Below are 15,419 nucleotides of genomic sequence, written 5' to 3' on the forward strand. Positions count from 1 at the left end.
GGTCTTAATTTTATCTTGTCAATAAAATTGTACCCTATTTTTGGGGGTGGCAAGTATTTTATATATAAATTTGTAAAAATAAAGGTTTTGTCAAGGTTTTTTGATGAAACTTTTGACAAAACCTATAAAATAAGAGGAGTGATATTATGCCCCGAACTGCCCGTAGAAAAAGTTGTGATTCCATATATCATATTATGGTTAAGAGTGTCGGAGATTCAAAGTTATTTAAGATAGATGATGATAAGGAAATGTATTTAGGTATAATAAAAAAATATCAAAATATATTTGATTTTAAGGTATATGCCTATTGTTTAATGGATAATCATGCCCATTTTATGATAGATTCTAATGGCTCAGATGTATCAAAGTTTATGCAAAGAATAAATCAGTACTATGCTCAAAGATATAATATAAGATATGAGAGAAAAGGACATCTATTTGCAGATAGATTTAGAAGTGAGATTATAGGGGAGGAAAAGTACCTTAAGGTTTGCGTTGGATATATACATAACAATTGTAAAGACATATCTGGATGGAAAGGCAAGGAAGAGAGATATCCCTATTCTAGCTTTGGAATCTATATGGGATTGGTACAAAATAAATACTGTGTATTGGATATGAGTTTTATGATGGGGATTTTCAGTCAGGACTCTCAAAAAGTCCAAAGAAGATGTAGAGACTTTATGGGAGAATATATTCAAAATAGCAATGATGAGAAGACTAAAAGACATATAGAATTTAAGGATCAAAAAACTGACTATAGAAGTGAAAGGTACATAATAGCAAGGGATTATGATCCGGATGAGGTTAAAAAGTTTGTATGCACTTATACAGGGATAGATGAAAGAACGTTAATGGAAAGGTATAAAAGGGATGGAACTGAAGGAAAAGCCATATTTATATTGCTACTAAATAGATATTGTGATATTAAAACTAAAGATATATGTGGAATAATAGGTAATATAAGTCAGTCTAGGGTGTCAACTTTATGTAGCATGGGATCTAAAATAATAGATAGTGAAATAAAGTATAAAGGAATAATTGATGAGTTTATTAATTTAAAAGTTGCATAGGTATTATTTGGATTTTTAAGAATTATATTTAATAAAAATATTATTAAAAAGAAAATATGGACAAGCTATTGAAATCGTATAAAATAATAACTATAACATATAAAGTTTAAAATATAAAAATAAAAATTAGGTAAAAAACAAGTTTTTATAATGAACTGTCCCTAGGGGTTGGGAGCTGAAATGAAAAAGAAGAAAATATGTGTAATAATTTTTATGATCATGTGTTTTATAATTTTTACTTATTCTATTTGTATTGCTTTAAGTATAAATGAATATGGCAAGTATAATAAAATGACTAAAGCAGACGCAGCCATTGTATTGGGGGCAGCTGTTTGGGGATATGAACCTTCTCCTGTTTTTAAAGCTAGAATTGATCATGGTATATGGTTATATAAAAATGGATATGTGGATAAGATTATTTTCACAGGAGGACAAGGAGAGAATGAAAAAGTAGCAGAGTCTATAGCAGCAAGGAACTATGCAGAGGACAATCTAATACAAACAAATGATATATTGATTGAAACAAAATCTAAAATAACACAAGAAAATTTATATTATGCAAAAAAGATTGCAAAAGATAACGGATTGAATAGTTTCATAATAGTTAGTGATCCTTTACATATGAAAAGAGCGATGCTAATGGCAAAAGATTATGGATTAAAATCCTATACATCTCCAACTCCTACAACTCGTTATAAGAGTTGGAAAAGTAAGGGGAGCTTTTTGCTAAGAGAAGTATATTACTATATAGGATATAGAGTGTATAGGATGTTTAATTGATAAATATTTAAAGTATAGGGATATGAAGCTGGTGAATTTTTATAAAATATCAGTTTATAAGATGAGGGGGATATAAATGAATAATGAATGTGTAAAGGTCTATGGAAATATAACAGATTTTAATGGGACACCACTATCGAAAGCGGAAGTTCGATTGACAAATGATAAGTTTGAGAATATATATAAAACTTATACAGATGATGATGGCAAGTACGAACTAAATGTGGAAAAGGGAGTATATTATGCATTTTATGCTTGTAAAGATTATAAAGTAAATTACCTTGAATACTGGGCTTGGAATGTACCTTTATTTGATAATATGGAAATAAACGCACAAATCGATGGTTTAGAAATATATTCTTTAACTGCTTTTCCAGTAAAATGGAGTTTTCCTCAGCTTATGGTATATTTTAGACCTATGAGTTTAAAGAAAGCTAAAGAACTTGAAGAATCAGGTATATGTAATTTTAAGAAGAAAAGTGTAGCGGATTCAGTTGAATTAATCGATATATGTCCTGAGTTAACCAAAAATGATATTGAAGTATTCATTAATAATAAAAAAGTCGAAGTATTTCAAATTAATAGAGTTAAGGAGTATGGTGGGGAAAATAAATACATCTATTCATATCTAATTCATGTTGGTTTAAATAATGGAACAGATAGGTATGAATATAATAAAGTTGATATCAGATTGACAGATAGAGAAACTGAAGAAAAAGGTGAAGGAAGTGTATTTTGGAAAGAAGAAAGATCAAGGGGATAAATAGGACAGGCTAAGGGACAGTTCATTATAATAAACTAAGTATAAAAATGGAGATTTTGACAATAATATCACCTATAAAATATAAGGAGTGATATTATGCCACGAACTGCCCGCAAAAAAAGTTGCGATTCTATATATCATATTATGGTTAGAAGTGTTGGAGATTCAAAGTTATTTAAAGAAAATTATGATAAGGATATGTATCTAGGTATAATAAAAAAATATCAAAAAATATTTGACTTTAAAGTATATGCTTATTGTCTAATGGATGATCATGCCCACTTCATGATAGACTCCAATGGTGCCGATGTATCAAAGTTTATGCAACGGATAAATCAGTCTTATGCCCAAAGATATAATATAAGATATGAGAGAAAAGGACATTTATTTGCTGATAGGTTTAGAAGTGAGATTATAGGGGAGGAAAAGTACCTTAAGGTTTGCTTTGGATATATACATAACAATTGTAAAGACATACCTGGATGGGAAGGCAAAGAAGAGAGATACCCTTATTCTAGTTTTGGAATCTATATGGGATTGGTACAAAATAAATATTGTGTATTGGATATGAGTTTTATGATGGGGATTTTCAGTCAGGACTCTCAAAAAGCCCAAAAAAGATGTAGGGACTTTATGGGAGAATATATTCAAAATAGCAATGACGAGAAAACTAAAAGACATATTGAGTTTAAGGACCAAAAAACTGATTATATAAGTGAGAGACACATAATAGTAAGGGAATATGACCCAGAGGATGTTAAAAAATTTGTATGTGATTATGTTGGAATTGATAAGAGGGTACTGACAGAGAGGTATAAAAGAGAGGGAACAGAAGGGAAAGCAATATTTATATTGTTTTTAAATAGGTATTGCGATGTTAAAACTAAAGATATCTGTGGTATCATAGGTAATATAAGTCAGTCTAGGGTGTCGACTTTATGTAGTATGGGATCTGGAATAATAGATACTAAAGTAAAATATAAAGGAATAATTGATGAATTTATTAAGTTAAAAGCTGCATAAAATATTATTTGAATTTTTTAATAATTAAACTTAACAAAATTATTATTAATAAAAAAATATGGACAAGCTATTGAAATTTTCTAGGGAAATAATTGTAATATATAAAATTTTAAATATAAAAATAAAAATTAAGTAAAAGACAAGTTTTTTTAATGAACTGTCCCTTAAATTAATAAAAAATAAAATTTTAAAGTGAACTGTCCCTTAGGAGGTAGAGAAAAATGAGAAAGCCTAAAATGATTATTTTTGATTATGGTCAAACTCTTGTAAATGAAAGTTCCTTTGATCCGTTAAAGGGGACTGAAGCAGTGTTATCTAAGGCCTGTAATAATCCTAGTAATGTCTCTAAAGAAATGATTCAATCTTTAGCTAATGAGTTGAATAAGGAGATTGGAAGGTATGGAGTAGATATTGATAAAGAATCAATACTAGAGGTACATACTCATATTTTTCAAAAATACCTTTATGAGTATTTTGATATCGAATTAATAAAACCCCATGAAGAAGTAGAACGTATTTTTGCCAATGGTGCTATAAGTTCTGAGGCTACAAAAAATATAAATGCTTTTTTAGCATACCTAAAGAAACAGAAGATAAGAACTGGAGTTATTAGTAATATTTCATTTAGTGGTGGATTATTAAGGGAGATAATAAGTGAACATATTCCATCCCATAATTTTGAATTTATTATAGCCAGTAGTGAGTATGTGTTTAGAAAACCCCATGAACGTATATTTGAACTTGCCCTTAGAAAAGCCAAGTTAGCTCCCTGTGATGTTTGGTATTGTGGAGATAATGGGGTGTGTGATGTTGATGGTGCAGGGAATTGTGGAATATTCCCAGTTTGGTATAAAGGGGCAATTGAAGATAGAAAGAAGATAGTTCCCAAAAAAGAATGCTTAGAGGTAATGGATTGGAATGAACTTATAGATGTATTAGATAAAGCCAAATAGGAGGAGATATAATATGGCAATGTTAAATGATATAATAGATAAATTGAATCAAAGGTTTAGGACTAGGAATAACTCTGATTACAATGAGGAAACTGGAATAACCTATGATGCAGGTAAAGATATTAAAAAGATTGGATATTGTACAAATCTTACCCCGGAGGTAGTTAATAAAGCTAATGAATTGAATGTAGACTTAATATTAACCCACCATGATGCATGGCATTTTATATATGGTTTAAAGGAAGAATGTATGGAACTATTAAAAAAATATGGGATATCCCATTATTTTAATCATTCACCATTGGATGATTGTGAATTTGGTACAAATAACAGTTTAGCTAAAGAGTTGGGACTTACTAAATTAAAGAAAGTTTCTACTCAGGATGGTTATAGTTATGGAGTAATTGGAGAGTTTGATAAAGCTATAAGTCACGGTGAATTGAGAGCTAGATTTCAAGATACATTAAAAGAAAATTCATTAAGCTGGAAATTTCACAATAAAAAAATAAAACGTGCTTTTATCTTATGTGGCGCAGGACACTTAACCAGTGATATGAAAGAAGCTGTGGAGGAAAATTGTGATGTCTATATAACTGGAGAGAAGATATTATATACGGTTCAATATGCAAAGATTCATAATATAAATGTGTTAGTTGGAAGTCATACATTTACTGAATTACCAGGGGTTAAGAGTATGGCCGAAATAGTGGTGGAGAATAATAGGGAACTAGATATGGTTTTAATCAAAGAGGATCATCTAGAAACAGCGGGGATGTTATAAGTTTTGGTATCAATATTTATTTTATCTGAAAAGGGTATATGCTATAATATAAGAAGAGGACGGTGAAATCGATGGAAAAAATACTAAACCAAATTGTAGAGAAACTAACTGATATGGATAAAAGACTTGATAATATGGATAAAAGATTTGATACAGTGGAAAAAAGACTTGATAGTATGGATAAAAGATTTGATACAGTGGAAAAGAGACTGGGTACAGTAGAAAAAAGACTTGATAGCATGGATAAAAGATTTGATACAATGGATAAAAGACTTGATACAGTAGAAAAGAGACTCAATGGAATGGAAGAAAAGATGACTGATGGGTTTAATAAAGTAAATGAAGATATAGAGAAGTTAAATAGTAGAATAACAGAAGAACATGAAATAACAAGGGAAGAAACAAAGCATGAGATTCAATATGTTCATGATAAGATTAACGATCTTAACCATGATTTTTCTACAGTTAAAATAGTTACTGCAGATAATATGAGGGCAATTGCAAAAATTCAATCAAAAAAGGATAATACTAAAATGTAATGACGAGGAAATCCTCGTTGTTTTTTTAGCTAATCTTTTAAAATTTTACATAACAAATAATATTTTATCTAAAAGTAAAAAAATTAAGTATAGTAATTATGAGAATATTTTTAAGAGGGAGGTTTTGGAAATCTTTGCAAATGAAAAAGGGAAAAAGATCATAGCTATTACAATTACGTTAGTATCCATATTAGAACTAGCTTATTTTTCAAATAAAAGCTTTAAAGACTATAGAAAGGTTTATGATATTGGATTTTTAGCTTTATTTATAGTTCAACCAATAGCTTTCATATCTTTATACAACGGAAAAAAGAGTTATTTAAAAATAAGAATGATCAGTTTTATACTACTGATGCTTATAATACCTACAGTAATTTATATTTCTTTACCAAATTATACTTACTCTGAAGGTAAAGAGATAGTTAAAAATGAGTTTGAGAGAATGGATGATATAGTATTTATCAATAAGTCTATTGATAAAAGTACTGTACCTGTAAAGGATAGTGGAAGCTTATTTGTAGATAGATCATATTATTATGAAATAAAATATGAAGGTAACAATATTTACTATATAGTTGATCCATTAAAAGGGAGAGCAATAGAGTTGGAAGAGAAGTATTGGTTAAATTAAAAAATATATTGTTATTAATCAATATTATTAAATATAAAATTGGAGGTTATGAAAGTGATAGAAACAGTTAGGGCTTTGCTTGGATATTGCCCATTCAATAATTAGCGCCAAGTATTTTGATGTTAGTATAGAGGATTACATAAAAAATTTAAGGAAGTGATAAAATGGGACATTTAAGAAAAATGATTGGTGATAACTGTTATTTATCACCGGTGGATGGTAAAGAAGCAGATAAGGTTGCCAAGTGGAGTAATGACATAGAAGTTGCCTTAAAAACAGGGGACATCTCTGATATGATTACATATGAACTACAAAAGGAATACTTAAAAAATATGAATAATAGGGGTTATGGTTTTTATATTGTAAGGAAAGAAGATGATGAAGTTATAGGTATAGCAAGACTTATGAGAGTAAATTTAATCAATAAAAATGCAATGATGGGAATGTTTATAGGTCAAAAAGATAATAGAAGCAACGGAATAGGAACGGAAGCAACAAAATTATTATTAGATTTTGGGTTTAATGTTATTAATTTAAGAAATATAATGATAGAAACTTTTTCATTTAATAAAGCAGCAATGAAAGCATGCAAGAAATGTGGCTTTAAAGAAATAGGAAGGAGAAGAAAATCTATTATATATGGAGAAAATGAGTATGATGAAGTATTTATGGATATTCTTAACGATGAATTTAAGGATTCGAAGATAAATAAGATATTAAATAAAGGTAAGGAATTTAATTAAAATGAAAAATGACAAAATTAAGTGGTTATTATGGATTAGTATTGTTATAGGGATTTTTTGATGGTAGGAATAGAATATATATTTGCAGTATTGTACTAAAGGGAAGGGGGATATAGGGTTTTATATTTAAGTGGATGAATCTTGATAATGCAGAGAGTGTTATTAAGGGATTTGTTAAGAGTAAATATATGGCAAAGTTTATTTCTAGGAGAGACTCATTAATTATTGAAGAGGCAAAACAATTAATTTAAAAAATTCATTGGGGGATGAAAAAAATGTTATATAAAAAAGATATAATTAAGATTCTTAAAGAAGTGGACTTGCCCTTAGGGGAATATTGGCTAACTTCCGGTGCAGCATTGGTAATTCATGGAGTTAAAGAGGCTACAAACGATATTGATTTAGGCTGTACTACAGAATTAATTGAAGACTTTATAGAAGAGGGTTGTAAATACGAAGTAGTAGAAGATGGTTCAAGGATAGTAGAAGTAAACGACAAAATAGAAATATTGGAAAATTGGTTTGTAGATAAAATAGAATTTATATGTGGTTTACCTGTGGGGAGTTTAGAAAGTATTAAAAAGCAAAAATCAGAGCTAGGAAGAGAAAAGGATATTAAAGATATTAGACTTATAGATGAATTTCAGGCTAAGTAAATGAATGAAATATTATTATAGAGTATATTGGAGGTGAAATATGGATATTAATGTACTTAAAGAAGTTGCTAGAGAGTTAATGATAAATAGAAAAGCACATATAGGACGGGAAAAGGGCTTTATCTATTACCATGGAGAGAGGGTTGGGAAGCTTTCTTTAAAATTAAGGGAACATATTCTTGGTGATAATTCTTCCCATGATGATATTATGGTTATTGCCTCATTATTTCATGATGTAGCCAAAGGTATAGAGCCCCATGGAAGATATGGAGCTGTTTTAGTAAAGGACATTCTTAAAGAGCATTGTACAGAAAGTGAAATAGAAAAAATTTCAGAAATAATACATTATCATACATTAAGAAAACAAGATAATAATTATTCGGAGTACATAAAAATAGTACAAGATGCAGATGTACTTGATCATTTTGGCTCAATAGAGATATGGATGAATTTTCAGTATTCTGCTTATGAAGATAAACCTATGTATAAATCATTGGAGTTTTACAAAAATGAATTTGAGTCCCATGCTAAAAAATGTAGAGATTCTCTTAATTATCAAGTGTCACGTAAAATTTTCGATGACAAAATTAAGTTTGTACATTCATTTATAGATAGATTTAAAGTGGAAACTCAAGGGGATTTTTATATAGAGATATAATAAACAGAGAGGGAGGGGGTATATTGAACTTTCGTACTATTGATATTGAGAAAGATAAGGATATGATTATTAAATTTAGAAAAGACACCTATTCTATAAGTCATGGTACAGAGGAAGGATTTGATGAAATAGCTTATTTAAATCGAATGGCAGAAAGGGTTAGTAAGTTTCCCAAGGGACAATTAATAATAGAAGAAAAAAATAAACCAATTGGTCAGATTGGTCTCTTTATTAGGGAGTATTGTGGTAGACAAATTGGTTATGTGAATCTGTATTATCTTATACCGAAATATCGGAATAGAGGTCTAGGGAGAGAGTTAGTTGATTATGGAGAAAAATTTTTTAGAAAATTAAATTTAAAAGAATATCATTTACGGGTAGATGTTGCTAATAAAAGGGCTATTAGCTTTTATACTAAGGTAGGTATGAATAAGTTAAAGGAAGAGGATAATGGGCAAAGATTGGTGATGAGAAAAAAGTTATAAATTATTTATAAAACTGATTATAACATTTGTGACTTAAGAGGGGGATAAAAACTAATGATTACAGAAGAATAGGGGGTTAAGAAAGTGGGAAAAAGATCTATAAAAATATATCAAGTTGACGGATTTACAAATAGATTGTTTAAAGGTAACCCAGCAGCAGTATGTATTTTAGATGAACCGATAGAAGATAGAATTATGCAATCAATTGCATTAGAGATGAATTTATCTGAAACTGCATTTATACTACATAAAGAAAAGAATATATTTCAATTAAGATGGTTTACACCAAAAACGGAAGTAGACTTGTGTGGACATGCTACACTTGGAGCTTCAGAGGTCCTATTTAATGGATTCAACTTAGAATATAATGATATTGTTTATGAAACAAAGAGTGGTAGACTCAAGATAAGAAAAGATACAACTGGTATAATTTTGGACTTTCCCAGTGATGAGCCTGTTTACAATAAGAGTGTAGATGTAGAAGGTTTATTAAAGGCTATGGATATACAAAATTATAAAAGAATTTTTTATGGAAAAAGAACAAATAAACTAGTATTACATATGGACAAAGAAGAAGACATAGTAAAAATAAGGCCTAATTTTGAAGATATGAAAAAACTAAACTTAAAAGATATTAAAGGAGTTGCAGTTACGGCTGAAAGCAAAGGGAAATATGACTTTACATCTAGATACTTTAATCCATGGGCTGGAGTAAACGAAGATCCAGTTACTGGCTCAGTACACACACTGTTGGCAACTTATTGGTCAGATATATTAGGAAAAAAGATATTAAATGCATATCAAGCCTCAGATAGAAGCGGTGAAATAGGACTTAGATTAAAAGGTAATAATCGATTAGAACTAATAGGTGAGGCAGTTATAGTATTAAAAGGAGAAATATATATATAGTTATATGTAAAAAAATACAATTATATAGGTACTACTAAAAACAATAAATAAAATGCAGAAGAAGGAGTATCTTAATTTATGGAAACTAAAATTGAAAAAATAAAAAATATTATGAAAAGAGAATTATCCTGTTCAGCCCATAATTTAGATCATGTTATGAGGGTACATAATATGTGCATTTTCTTATCCCATCATGAGGAAAATGTCGACTTAGATGTTTTAATTCCTGCAGCATTACTACATGATATTGCGAGGGTTATTGAGAGTAAAGATAAAAGTGGCGGAACTGACCATGCTATTTTAGGCTCAGAGATGGCTGAAGATATATTGAAAGATTTAGATTACGATGATAAAAAAATTAAAGAAATTAAGCACTGTATTATAACCCATAGATATAGGTCTGGGAATGAACCTAAAACAATTGAAGCTAAAATACTTTTTGATGCTGATAAATTAGATGTAATAGGTTCTATAGGAATCGCCCGAACCTTTATGCTTGCGGGTCAATTTGGACAAAATTTATCAAAAGATAACATGGTTGATGATTACAAGTCAACAAATACAAGTGAGAATGGAAGACTTAAAGATGTTTCCAAGCACTCTCCCTTTATGGAATATGAAGATAAGTTTAAACATGTTCCTAAAAAGTTGTATACTAAAAAGGCTAAAGAAATTGGCGAGAAAAGATTGAAAATTATGGATGATTTTTTTAAAAGCCTAGAACTAGAGATAAAAGGAATTGAATAATTCTATTAATCACATATAAAACATAAAAATTAAAAGTTTATTTAATAAACATACATATATAAGAGGGAATATTTAAAATAAGAAAGGAGCAACATACCATGAAAGAAAATTTATCAATAGAAGAAATGTTAAAAATGTCAAAATCACTTTGGGAAAATAATAAAGAAAAATGGGCCCCGATGGAGCCTAATCACGGAAAGACATTTATACTATATATGATTGAAGAAATTGGAGAAGTTATCTCAATAGTTAAGAAAAAAGGGGAAGATCAGATAATGAATGACCCCAAAGTAAGGGAACATTTTGTTGAGGAAATGTGTGATGTGTTAATGTATTATTCTGATGTATTAAATAGATTTAAGGTTAATAAAGAGGAATTTTCAAAGATTTATAAAGAAAAATATAAGAATAATATGAACAGAGATTATATTAAGGAACATGCTGAGGGTTAATCAACATAAGTTTTTAGAGGTGGTTAGATGATATTAAGTGTAAGTAGAAGAACAGATATACTGGCATTTTATTGTGATTGGTTTTTTAATAGACTAAAGGAAGGTTATGTACTAGTACGAAATCCTATGAATTATCGCCAAGTTAGTAAGATAAAGTTAACTCCTGAAGTCATTGATTGTATAGTATTCTGGACTAAAGATCCTACTAATATTATAAAAAATCTTGATAAACTCAATAAATATAATTATTATTTTCAGGTTACAATTAACCCCTATGACAAAAAGATTGAAAAAAATGTTCCCATGAAGAAAAATATAATAAAATCATTTAAGTTCCTCTCAGAGAAAATAGGAAGGGAAAAAGTTATATGGAGATATGATCCTATACTCTTAACAAAAGACATAGATATTGCTTATCATGAGAAATATTTTGAGGTATTGGCTTCGAGACTATACGGATATACGGATAAATGTGTAATTAGTTTTATTGACTTATATACTAAGATAAAAAGGAATATGAAATATATAAATCAAGAGGATATTAATTATGAGAAGATGCTGTTTATAGGAGAAAAACTATCTAAAATAGCTAGTAAATATAATATTACTATAGAATCATGTTCAGAAAAAATTAATTTATCTAGAGTAGGTATCAATCATGGAAAATGTATAGATGGAGAATTAATATCACGAATAGTTAATCAAAAACTAGAAATAAAAAAGGATAAAAATCAAAGAGAATTGTGTGGCTGTATTGCTAGTATAGATATAGGGACATATAATACATGCGATTATGGGTGCTTATATTGTTATGCAAATTTTAGTGATAAAAGCATAAAAAATAATATATTAAAACACGATATTAACTCTCCCATGCTTATAGGAAATTTGGAATCAAAAGATAAAATTACCGACAGGAAAATCAAAACATATATTGATAATCAAATTTCCTTTTCAAATATGATTTGATAATTAGAAGGCATATAGACTCCAGTTTTTTCACTTGGCGGAGCTAAAACTTGAACCAATCTCCAACCTTCCTTTACATGCTCTTGTATAACACCCATACATTCATTAAATGTATCACCTGTGTGGACCTTAAGACCTCTTTTTAACGGAACTTCCACTGATTTATATTCATACATTAGTATCACTCCTTAGAACAAAAGATTACAATAATTATACCATAATATGGTAATATGTACAATGGTATGTTATGATTAGGAGAAAGTTTAATTATAATTGTTTTATTCCTAAAAAAGATATATTAAACTATGAAATAATAATAGGTAGAAGAAGAGCAATTAAATAGAATTAATAATCTTCCCCCACACTAAGAAAATAAGGGGTTAATAAGAATGGAGAAAAGTTATTTACTTATACAATAAAAACAACTATGGTGAACTTAAACTTAGGAGGTAGTTAATGAAAAGTGTTAACATGTATGATATAGGAACTTATGTTGCAGAGATTTATGATCAAAATGAAAATTATATAGACGATGTACTTTTAATAAAAAAGCATTTAAATAATAAAAAAATCAATATATTAGAACCATTTTGTGGTACAGGAAGAATATCATTACCCTTTGCAGAGGAGGGACATGAGGTGGTTGGGATTGATAATGCAAAAGGAATGCTTGCTTTGTATGCAAAGAAAGTAAAAAATAGAAATGTTCCCTCTAATAAAGTTAAATTAATTAATAGGGATGTACTTAACTATAAATGGCCAGAGAAATTTGATTTAGTTATATTAGGTGGTAATTGCTTTTACGAATTGGCAACAAAGGAAGAACAAGAGTTGTGTATAAAAAAGGCATACAATAGTCTAAATAATGGTGGATATATTTATATAGATAATAATCATATGGAAGGTGATCTTGACCCTAGTTGGCAACAGAAGGGGATAGTAAGGAAATCTTTATGTGGTATTACAGATGATGGTTCTACTGTTGAAACAACTATGGAAACTATTTGGTATGATGTAAAGAAACGTCTAGCTAAATTCAAAAGAAGGGGAAAAGTGATAAAATCAAATGGAGAGATAATAGAGAGTCAATATATACAACAAAAACATCCAGTAAGTGCTTACGAAGTACAGTTGTGGTTAAAAAAATACAACTTTGACATTATAAAGAAATATGGTGATAGAAAGGGAGGACCCTATAGTAACGATTCTCCTAGAGCTATATTTTGGGGTCGTAAACAGTTAAAGGGACAAGCAAGGGACGGTTCATTGTATTAAATTAAACTATTTATTGACAAATAGAAAATAATTGTGATAGCATGCATTTAACAAATCATAACAATAAAAGGAGATAGTGTATGTTAATGAGGCGAGGGAGCTTATATATTATTACATTTATTATAATGATGGTTTTAGTAGTAATAATGGATAATCCTATTATTGCAGGGATAATTACATTTTCTGTGGCACTTAGTGGTTACATAGTTATTAGCTATATAAGAAGTAAAAAAGATTGAGGTTAATAGAAGAAAATTGTGATCCCCAAGCATTTATTAAGGCTACTGAGGAACAGATATCCTTAACAGGGAAAAATCCTAAAATGAATGCATATTTAAATATTGATAAATCAGCAGGATTTATTTTAATGGGTAAGTTTGAGAAGGCGAAAGAAATTATTTAAGAGTGATATATCGATACAGTCACCTGTAAATAAAAGAATGACGTTATTAATGAAATTAATTGTTGCAGAAAGACTTTTTTTTCTGAAAAAATATGAAGAAAGCAGAGAAAAGTTTAAAGAAATATTAAAGGAGAAAGTAAGTAAGCGTATATATTTAAATGTACTTTATAGATTGGCCCAAATAGATGATAAGATAGGAGATGTTTCTTCTTCAAAGGACAAATATAAGAAAATTTTAGATGAGGGAAATAAATTGTGGATAGCAGAAAAATCCAAGGAGCATTTAAGTCAAATGTTAGATGTTTTAGAATAAAGAAAACTATAGCTTTAGTGAAGGTATTATTAAAAAATATAATCAGTTTATAAGATACAACGGATAAAGTATATGAAATTTCTATAAAGAAAGTAGCAATGGTTAACCATTGCTACTTTCTTTGAACTTTGGTTACTTAGTATTTATTTTCAAATAAAGAATTAATATAGTCACCTAATTTAACTATAATTACTATAGCTTCTTCTCTAGTAATAAAATCCTTAGGATTAAAATTACTTCTTAATCCAGTGATAATTTCATTTTTATTTAAAAAGGAAATAGCTTCTTTGGATGAATTAGTTATATTTTTATAATCTCTAAATTTACTTAGATATTCCCCTTGGGTTTCATAACCAGTATCCCTAATCATATTTATCAACATAATAGCGAACTCTTCTTTGGTAATATTGTTAGTTGATGAAAATGCGTTATCGTTAGTATATCTAAATTTTTTAATTACACTTCCTTCATACATATTAAAACTATATATATTATTAAAGTAATTTTTATAAAAAGATAATAATAAGTCTATAGATTCTTTTTTTGTAAGTTTAGCTTGATAGTTTGAGTCTAAACTATAAGGAGTATATAGAATGCCCATATTAATATATTTCTTAGCCCAATTAGATGGAGTGTTAGAACCTTTTGAATCTGATTTTATTTCAAAGGAAATAACTTTTTTGTTATATTCTAAATAACCTTTAGCTGCTTGCATATCTTCTTTTACTCTACTATTCATGGTCCCATATGTATTACTTTTGTAGTTTTTAGGAAAATCAGTTAGTTCAAAAGCAGTAATTTCTAATAGATATTTTCCATTACCTAATATATTTTTTATTTCTTTATTTTCTTTATAGTCATTTTCCTTTAGGCTATAGTCATAAAAATTTGAGGTTATAGTATTATTATCCCTATTAATTATTTTAAAATTATAATACATATCTTTAGTTATATCAGATACATTATCCTTATATATACAGTTTATTCTATTGTTTGATATTATATCTCCATGGGATAAACCAATAATTTCACTGTTATAGGTATTAATATCCCCGATAATTGAAGTTTCGTTAGCTGATTTAACAGATATTAAATCATTAGTTATTGTAAAAGGGGAATTGAGTAATAAGGATAGACTTCCTATTAATAATAAGTTTTTCATAGTGACCTCCCTAGTATTTATAGATTTACTTAATATTATTTAACAAATGGAAAACTTTATTCAAAAAACTTTTGTTATTTAGATAATAAGAGGGAAAAAAAGAA

At 28.6% G+C, this 15,419-nt stretch carries 22 protein-coding genes; 20 read left to right on the top strand and 2 right to left on the bottom strand.

Going from position 1 to position 15,419, the window contains the following annotated elements; all coding sequences use genetic code 11:
- The first annotated feature begins 146 nt into the window (after positions 1-146).
- From V6137_RS15335 to V6137_RS15410, 16 genes are all read left to right on the top strand, one after another.
- Positions 147-1,073, top strand: coding sequence for a transposase (locus tag V6137_RS15335; protein WP_425448831.1), 927 nt, complete (start codon positions 147-149; stop codon positions 1,071-1,073).
- Between the two features lie 180 nt (positions 1,074-1,253).
- Positions 1,254-1,853: a YdcF family protein gene (locus tag V6137_RS15340; protein ID WP_425448832.1), complete on the top strand. Its 600-nt coding sequence runs from the start codon at positions 1,254-1,256 to the stop codon at positions 1,851-1,853.
- Positions 1,854-1,929: 76 nt separating this feature from the next.
- On the top strand, positions 1,930-2,616 hold the full coding sequence (locus V6137_RS15345; protein ID WP_425448833.1) for a carboxypeptidase-like regulatory domain-containing protein: 687 nt from the start codon (positions 1,930-1,932) through the stop codon (positions 2,614-2,616).
- A 96-nt stretch (positions 2,617-2,712) separates the two neighbouring features.
- Positions 2,713-3,639, top strand: a complete 927-nt coding sequence (locus V6137_RS15350) for a transposase (protein WP_425448834.1) — start codon at positions 2,713-2,715, stop codon at positions 3,637-3,639.
- Positions 3,640-3,860: 221 nt separating this feature from the next.
- Entirely contained in the window at positions 3,861-4,592 is a 732-nt protein-coding gene (locus V6137_RS15355; RefSeq protein ID WP_425448835.1) for an HAD family hydrolase, read from the top strand.
- 13 nt (positions 4,593-4,605) lie between these two features.
- Complete coding sequence (locus V6137_RS15360) at positions 4,606-5,373, top strand: Nif3-like dinuclear metal center hexameric protein (RefSeq protein ID WP_425448836.1); 768 nt, start codon at positions 4,606-4,608, stop codon at positions 5,371-5,373.
- Positions 5,374-5,444: 71 nt separating this feature from the next.
- Positions 5,445-5,912, top strand: a complete 468-nt coding sequence (locus tag V6137_RS15365; RefSeq protein ID WP_425448837.1) for a hypothetical protein — start codon at positions 5,445-5,447, stop codon at positions 5,910-5,912.
- A 124-nt stretch (positions 5,913-6,036) separates the two neighbouring features.
- On the top strand, positions 6,037-6,543 hold the full coding sequence (locus V6137_RS15370) for a hypothetical protein (protein ID WP_425448838.1): 507 nt from the start codon (positions 6,037-6,039) through the stop codon (positions 6,541-6,543).
- 164 nt (positions 6,544-6,707) lie between these two features.
- Positions 6,708-7,286 carry a GNAT family N-acetyltransferase gene (locus V6137_RS15375; RefSeq protein ID WP_425448839.1) on the top strand — a complete coding sequence of 193 codons (579 nt, stop codon included), beginning with the start codon at positions 6,708-6,710 and terminating at the stop codon, positions 7,284-7,286.
- Positions 7,287-7,561: 275 nt separating this feature from the next.
- Positions 7,562-7,942 (top strand): hypothetical protein, encoded by a 381-nt coding sequence (locus V6137_RS15380; protein WP_425448840.1) that lies wholly within the window; start codon positions 7,562-7,564, stop codon positions 7,940-7,942.
- Between the two features lie 40 nt (positions 7,943-7,982).
- On the top strand, positions 7,983-8,600 hold the full coding sequence (locus V6137_RS15385; protein ID WP_425448841.1) for an HD domain-containing protein: 618 nt from the start codon (positions 7,983-7,985) through the stop codon (positions 8,598-8,600).
- Positions 8,601-8,623: 23 nt separating this feature from the next.
- The gene (locus tag V6137_RS15390; protein ID WP_425448842.1) at positions 8,624-9,085 is read left to right on the top strand and encodes a GNAT family N-acetyltransferase; all 462 of its coding nucleotides are present in this window, start codon (positions 8,624-8,626) and stop codon (positions 9,083-9,085) included.
- Between the two features lie 84 nt (positions 9,086-9,169).
- Positions 9,170-9,994: a PhzF family phenazine biosynthesis protein gene (locus V6137_RS15395; protein WP_425448843.1), complete on the top strand. Its 825-nt coding sequence runs from the start codon at positions 9,170-9,172 to the stop codon at positions 9,992-9,994.
- A 78-nt stretch (positions 9,995-10,072) separates the two neighbouring features.
- Positions 10,073-10,741, top strand: a complete 669-nt coding sequence (locus V6137_RS15400) for an HD domain-containing protein (protein ID WP_425448844.1) — start codon at positions 10,073-10,075, stop codon at positions 10,739-10,741.
- A 98-nt stretch (positions 10,742-10,839) separates the two neighbouring features.
- The gene (locus V6137_RS15405) at positions 10,840-11,193 is read left to right on the top strand and encodes a MazG nucleotide pyrophosphohydrolase domain-containing protein (RefSeq protein ID WP_425448845.1); all 354 of its coding nucleotides are present in this window, start codon (positions 10,840-10,842) and stop codon (positions 11,191-11,193) included.
- Between the two features lie 27 nt (positions 11,194-11,220).
- Complete coding sequence (locus tag V6137_RS15410; RefSeq protein ID WP_425448846.1) at positions 11,221-12,162, top strand: DUF1848 domain-containing protein; 942 nt, start codon at positions 11,221-11,223, stop codon at positions 12,160-12,162.
- On the opposite strand, the gene V6137_RS15415 is transcribed toward V6137_RS15410, so the two are convergent.
- The gene (locus V6137_RS15415) at positions 12,135-12,338 is read right to left on the bottom strand and encodes a DUF4177 domain-containing protein (protein WP_425448847.1); all 204 of its coding nucleotides are present in this window, start codon (positions 12,336-12,338) and stop codon (positions 12,135-12,137) included. The two genes, V6137_RS15410 and V6137_RS15415, sit on opposite strands and share 28 nt — an antisense overlap.
- 280 nt (positions 12,339-12,618) lie before the next feature.
- Here V6137_RS15415 and V6137_RS15420 point away from each other — a divergent pair, with 280 nt between their 5' ends.
- The 4 genes from V6137_RS15420 to V6137_RS15435 all read left to right on the top strand — a co-directional run bounded on the left by V6137_RS15420 (position 12,619) and on the right by V6137_RS15435 (position 14,153).
- Complete coding sequence (locus V6137_RS15420; RefSeq protein WP_425448848.1) at positions 12,619-13,437, top strand: class I SAM-dependent methyltransferase; 819 nt, start codon at positions 12,619-12,621, stop codon at positions 13,435-13,437.
- An 80-nt stretch (positions 13,438-13,517) separates the two neighbouring features.
- Positions 13,518-13,676 carry a hypothetical protein gene (locus V6137_RS15425; protein WP_425448849.1) on the top strand — a complete coding sequence of 53 codons (159 nt, stop codon included), beginning with the start codon at positions 13,518-13,520 and terminating at the stop codon, positions 13,674-13,676.
- The gene (locus V6137_RS15430) at positions 13,673-13,840 is read left to right on the top strand and encodes a hypothetical protein (protein WP_425448850.1); all 168 of its coding nucleotides are present in this window, start codon (positions 13,673-13,675) and stop codon (positions 13,838-13,840) included. The genes V6137_RS15425 and V6137_RS15430 overlap by 4 nt, the downstream gene beginning before the upstream one ends.
- A gap of 37 nt (positions 13,841-13,877) precedes the next feature.
- Entirely contained in the window at positions 13,878-14,153 is a 276-nt protein-coding gene (locus V6137_RS15435; protein WP_425448851.1) for a tetratricopeptide repeat protein, read from the top strand.
- A gap of 136 nt (positions 14,154-14,289) precedes the next feature.
- Here V6137_RS15435 and V6137_RS15440 read toward each other — a convergent pair whose 3' ends face one another.
- Entirely contained in the window at positions 14,290-15,315 is a 1,026-nt protein-coding gene (locus V6137_RS15440) for an S-layer homology domain-containing protein (RefSeq protein WP_425448852.1), read from the bottom strand.
- Positions 15,316-15,419 lie beyond the last annotated feature (104 nt).

It is taken from the genome of Dethiothermospora halolimnae (genome assembly GCF_037577855.1).
GTDB lineage: Bacteria > Bacillota > Clostridia > Tissierellales > VENL01 > Dethiothermospora > Dethiothermospora halolimnae.

Excerpts from the sequence above, each read along its gene's own strand:
- V6137_RS15375 (WP_425448839.1), top strand. The coding sequence starts at position 6,708 with ATGGGACATTTAAGAAAAATGATTGGTGATAACTGTTATTTATCACCG.
- V6137_RS15410 (WP_425448846.1), top strand. The coding sequence starts at position 11,221 with ATGATATTAAGTGTAAGTAGAAGAACAGATATACTGGCATTTTATTGT.
- V6137_RS15350 (WP_425448834.1), top strand. The coding sequence starts at position 2,713 with ATGCCACGAACTGCCCGCAAAAAAAGTTGCGATTCTATATATCATATT.
- V6137_RS15415 (WP_425448847.1), bottom strand. The coding sequence starts at position 12,338 with ATGTATGAATATAAATCAGTGGAAGTTCCGTTAAAAAGAGGTCTTAAG.
- V6137_RS15355 (WP_425448835.1), top strand. The coding sequence starts at position 3,861 with ATGAGAAAGCCTAAAATGATTATTTTTGATTATGGTCAAACTCTTGTA.
- V6137_RS15425 (WP_425448849.1), top strand. The coding sequence starts at position 13,518 with ATGTTAATGAGGCGAGGGAGCTTATATATTATTACATTTATTATAATG.
- V6137_RS15335 (WP_425448831.1), top strand. The coding sequence starts at position 147 with ATGCCCCGAACTGCCCGTAGAAAAAGTTGTGATTCCATATATCATATT.
- V6137_RS15440 (WP_425448852.1), bottom strand. The coding sequence starts at position 15,315 with ATGAAAAACTTATTATTAATAGGAAGTCTATCCTTATTACTCAATTCC.
- V6137_RS15345 (WP_425448833.1), top strand. The coding sequence starts at position 1,930 with ATGAATAATGAATGTGTAAAGGTCTATGGAAATATAACAGATTTTAAT.
- V6137_RS15420 (WP_425448848.1), top strand. The coding sequence starts at position 12,619 with ATGAAAAGTGTTAACATGTATGATATAGGAACTTATGTTGCAGAGATT.
- V6137_RS15360 (WP_425448836.1), top strand. The coding sequence starts at position 4,606 with ATGGCAATGTTAAATGATATAATAGATAAATTGAATCAAAGGTTTAGG.
- V6137_RS15435 (WP_425448851.1), top strand. The coding sequence starts at position 13,878 with ATGACGTTATTAATGAAATTAATTGTTGCAGAAAGACTTTTTTTTCTG.
- V6137_RS15405 (WP_425448845.1), top strand. The coding sequence starts at position 10,840 with ATGAAAGAAAATTTATCAATAGAAGAAATGTTAAAAATGTCAAAATCA.
- V6137_RS15365 (WP_425448837.1), top strand. The coding sequence starts at position 5,445 with ATGGAAAAAATACTAAACCAAATTGTAGAGAAACTAACTGATATGGAT.
- V6137_RS15400 (WP_425448844.1), top strand. The coding sequence starts at position 10,073 with ATGGAAACTAAAATTGAAAAAATAAAAAATATTATGAAAAGAGAATTA.
- V6137_RS15340 (WP_425448832.1), top strand. The coding sequence starts at position 1,254 with ATGAAAAAGAAGAAAATATGTGTAATAATTTTTATGATCATGTGTTTT.
- V6137_RS15385 (WP_425448841.1), top strand. The coding sequence starts at position 7,983 with ATGGATATTAATGTACTTAAAGAAGTTGCTAGAGAGTTAATGATAAAT.
- V6137_RS15380 (WP_425448840.1), top strand. The coding sequence starts at position 7,562 with ATGTTATATAAAAAAGATATAATTAAGATTCTTAAAGAAGTGGACTTG.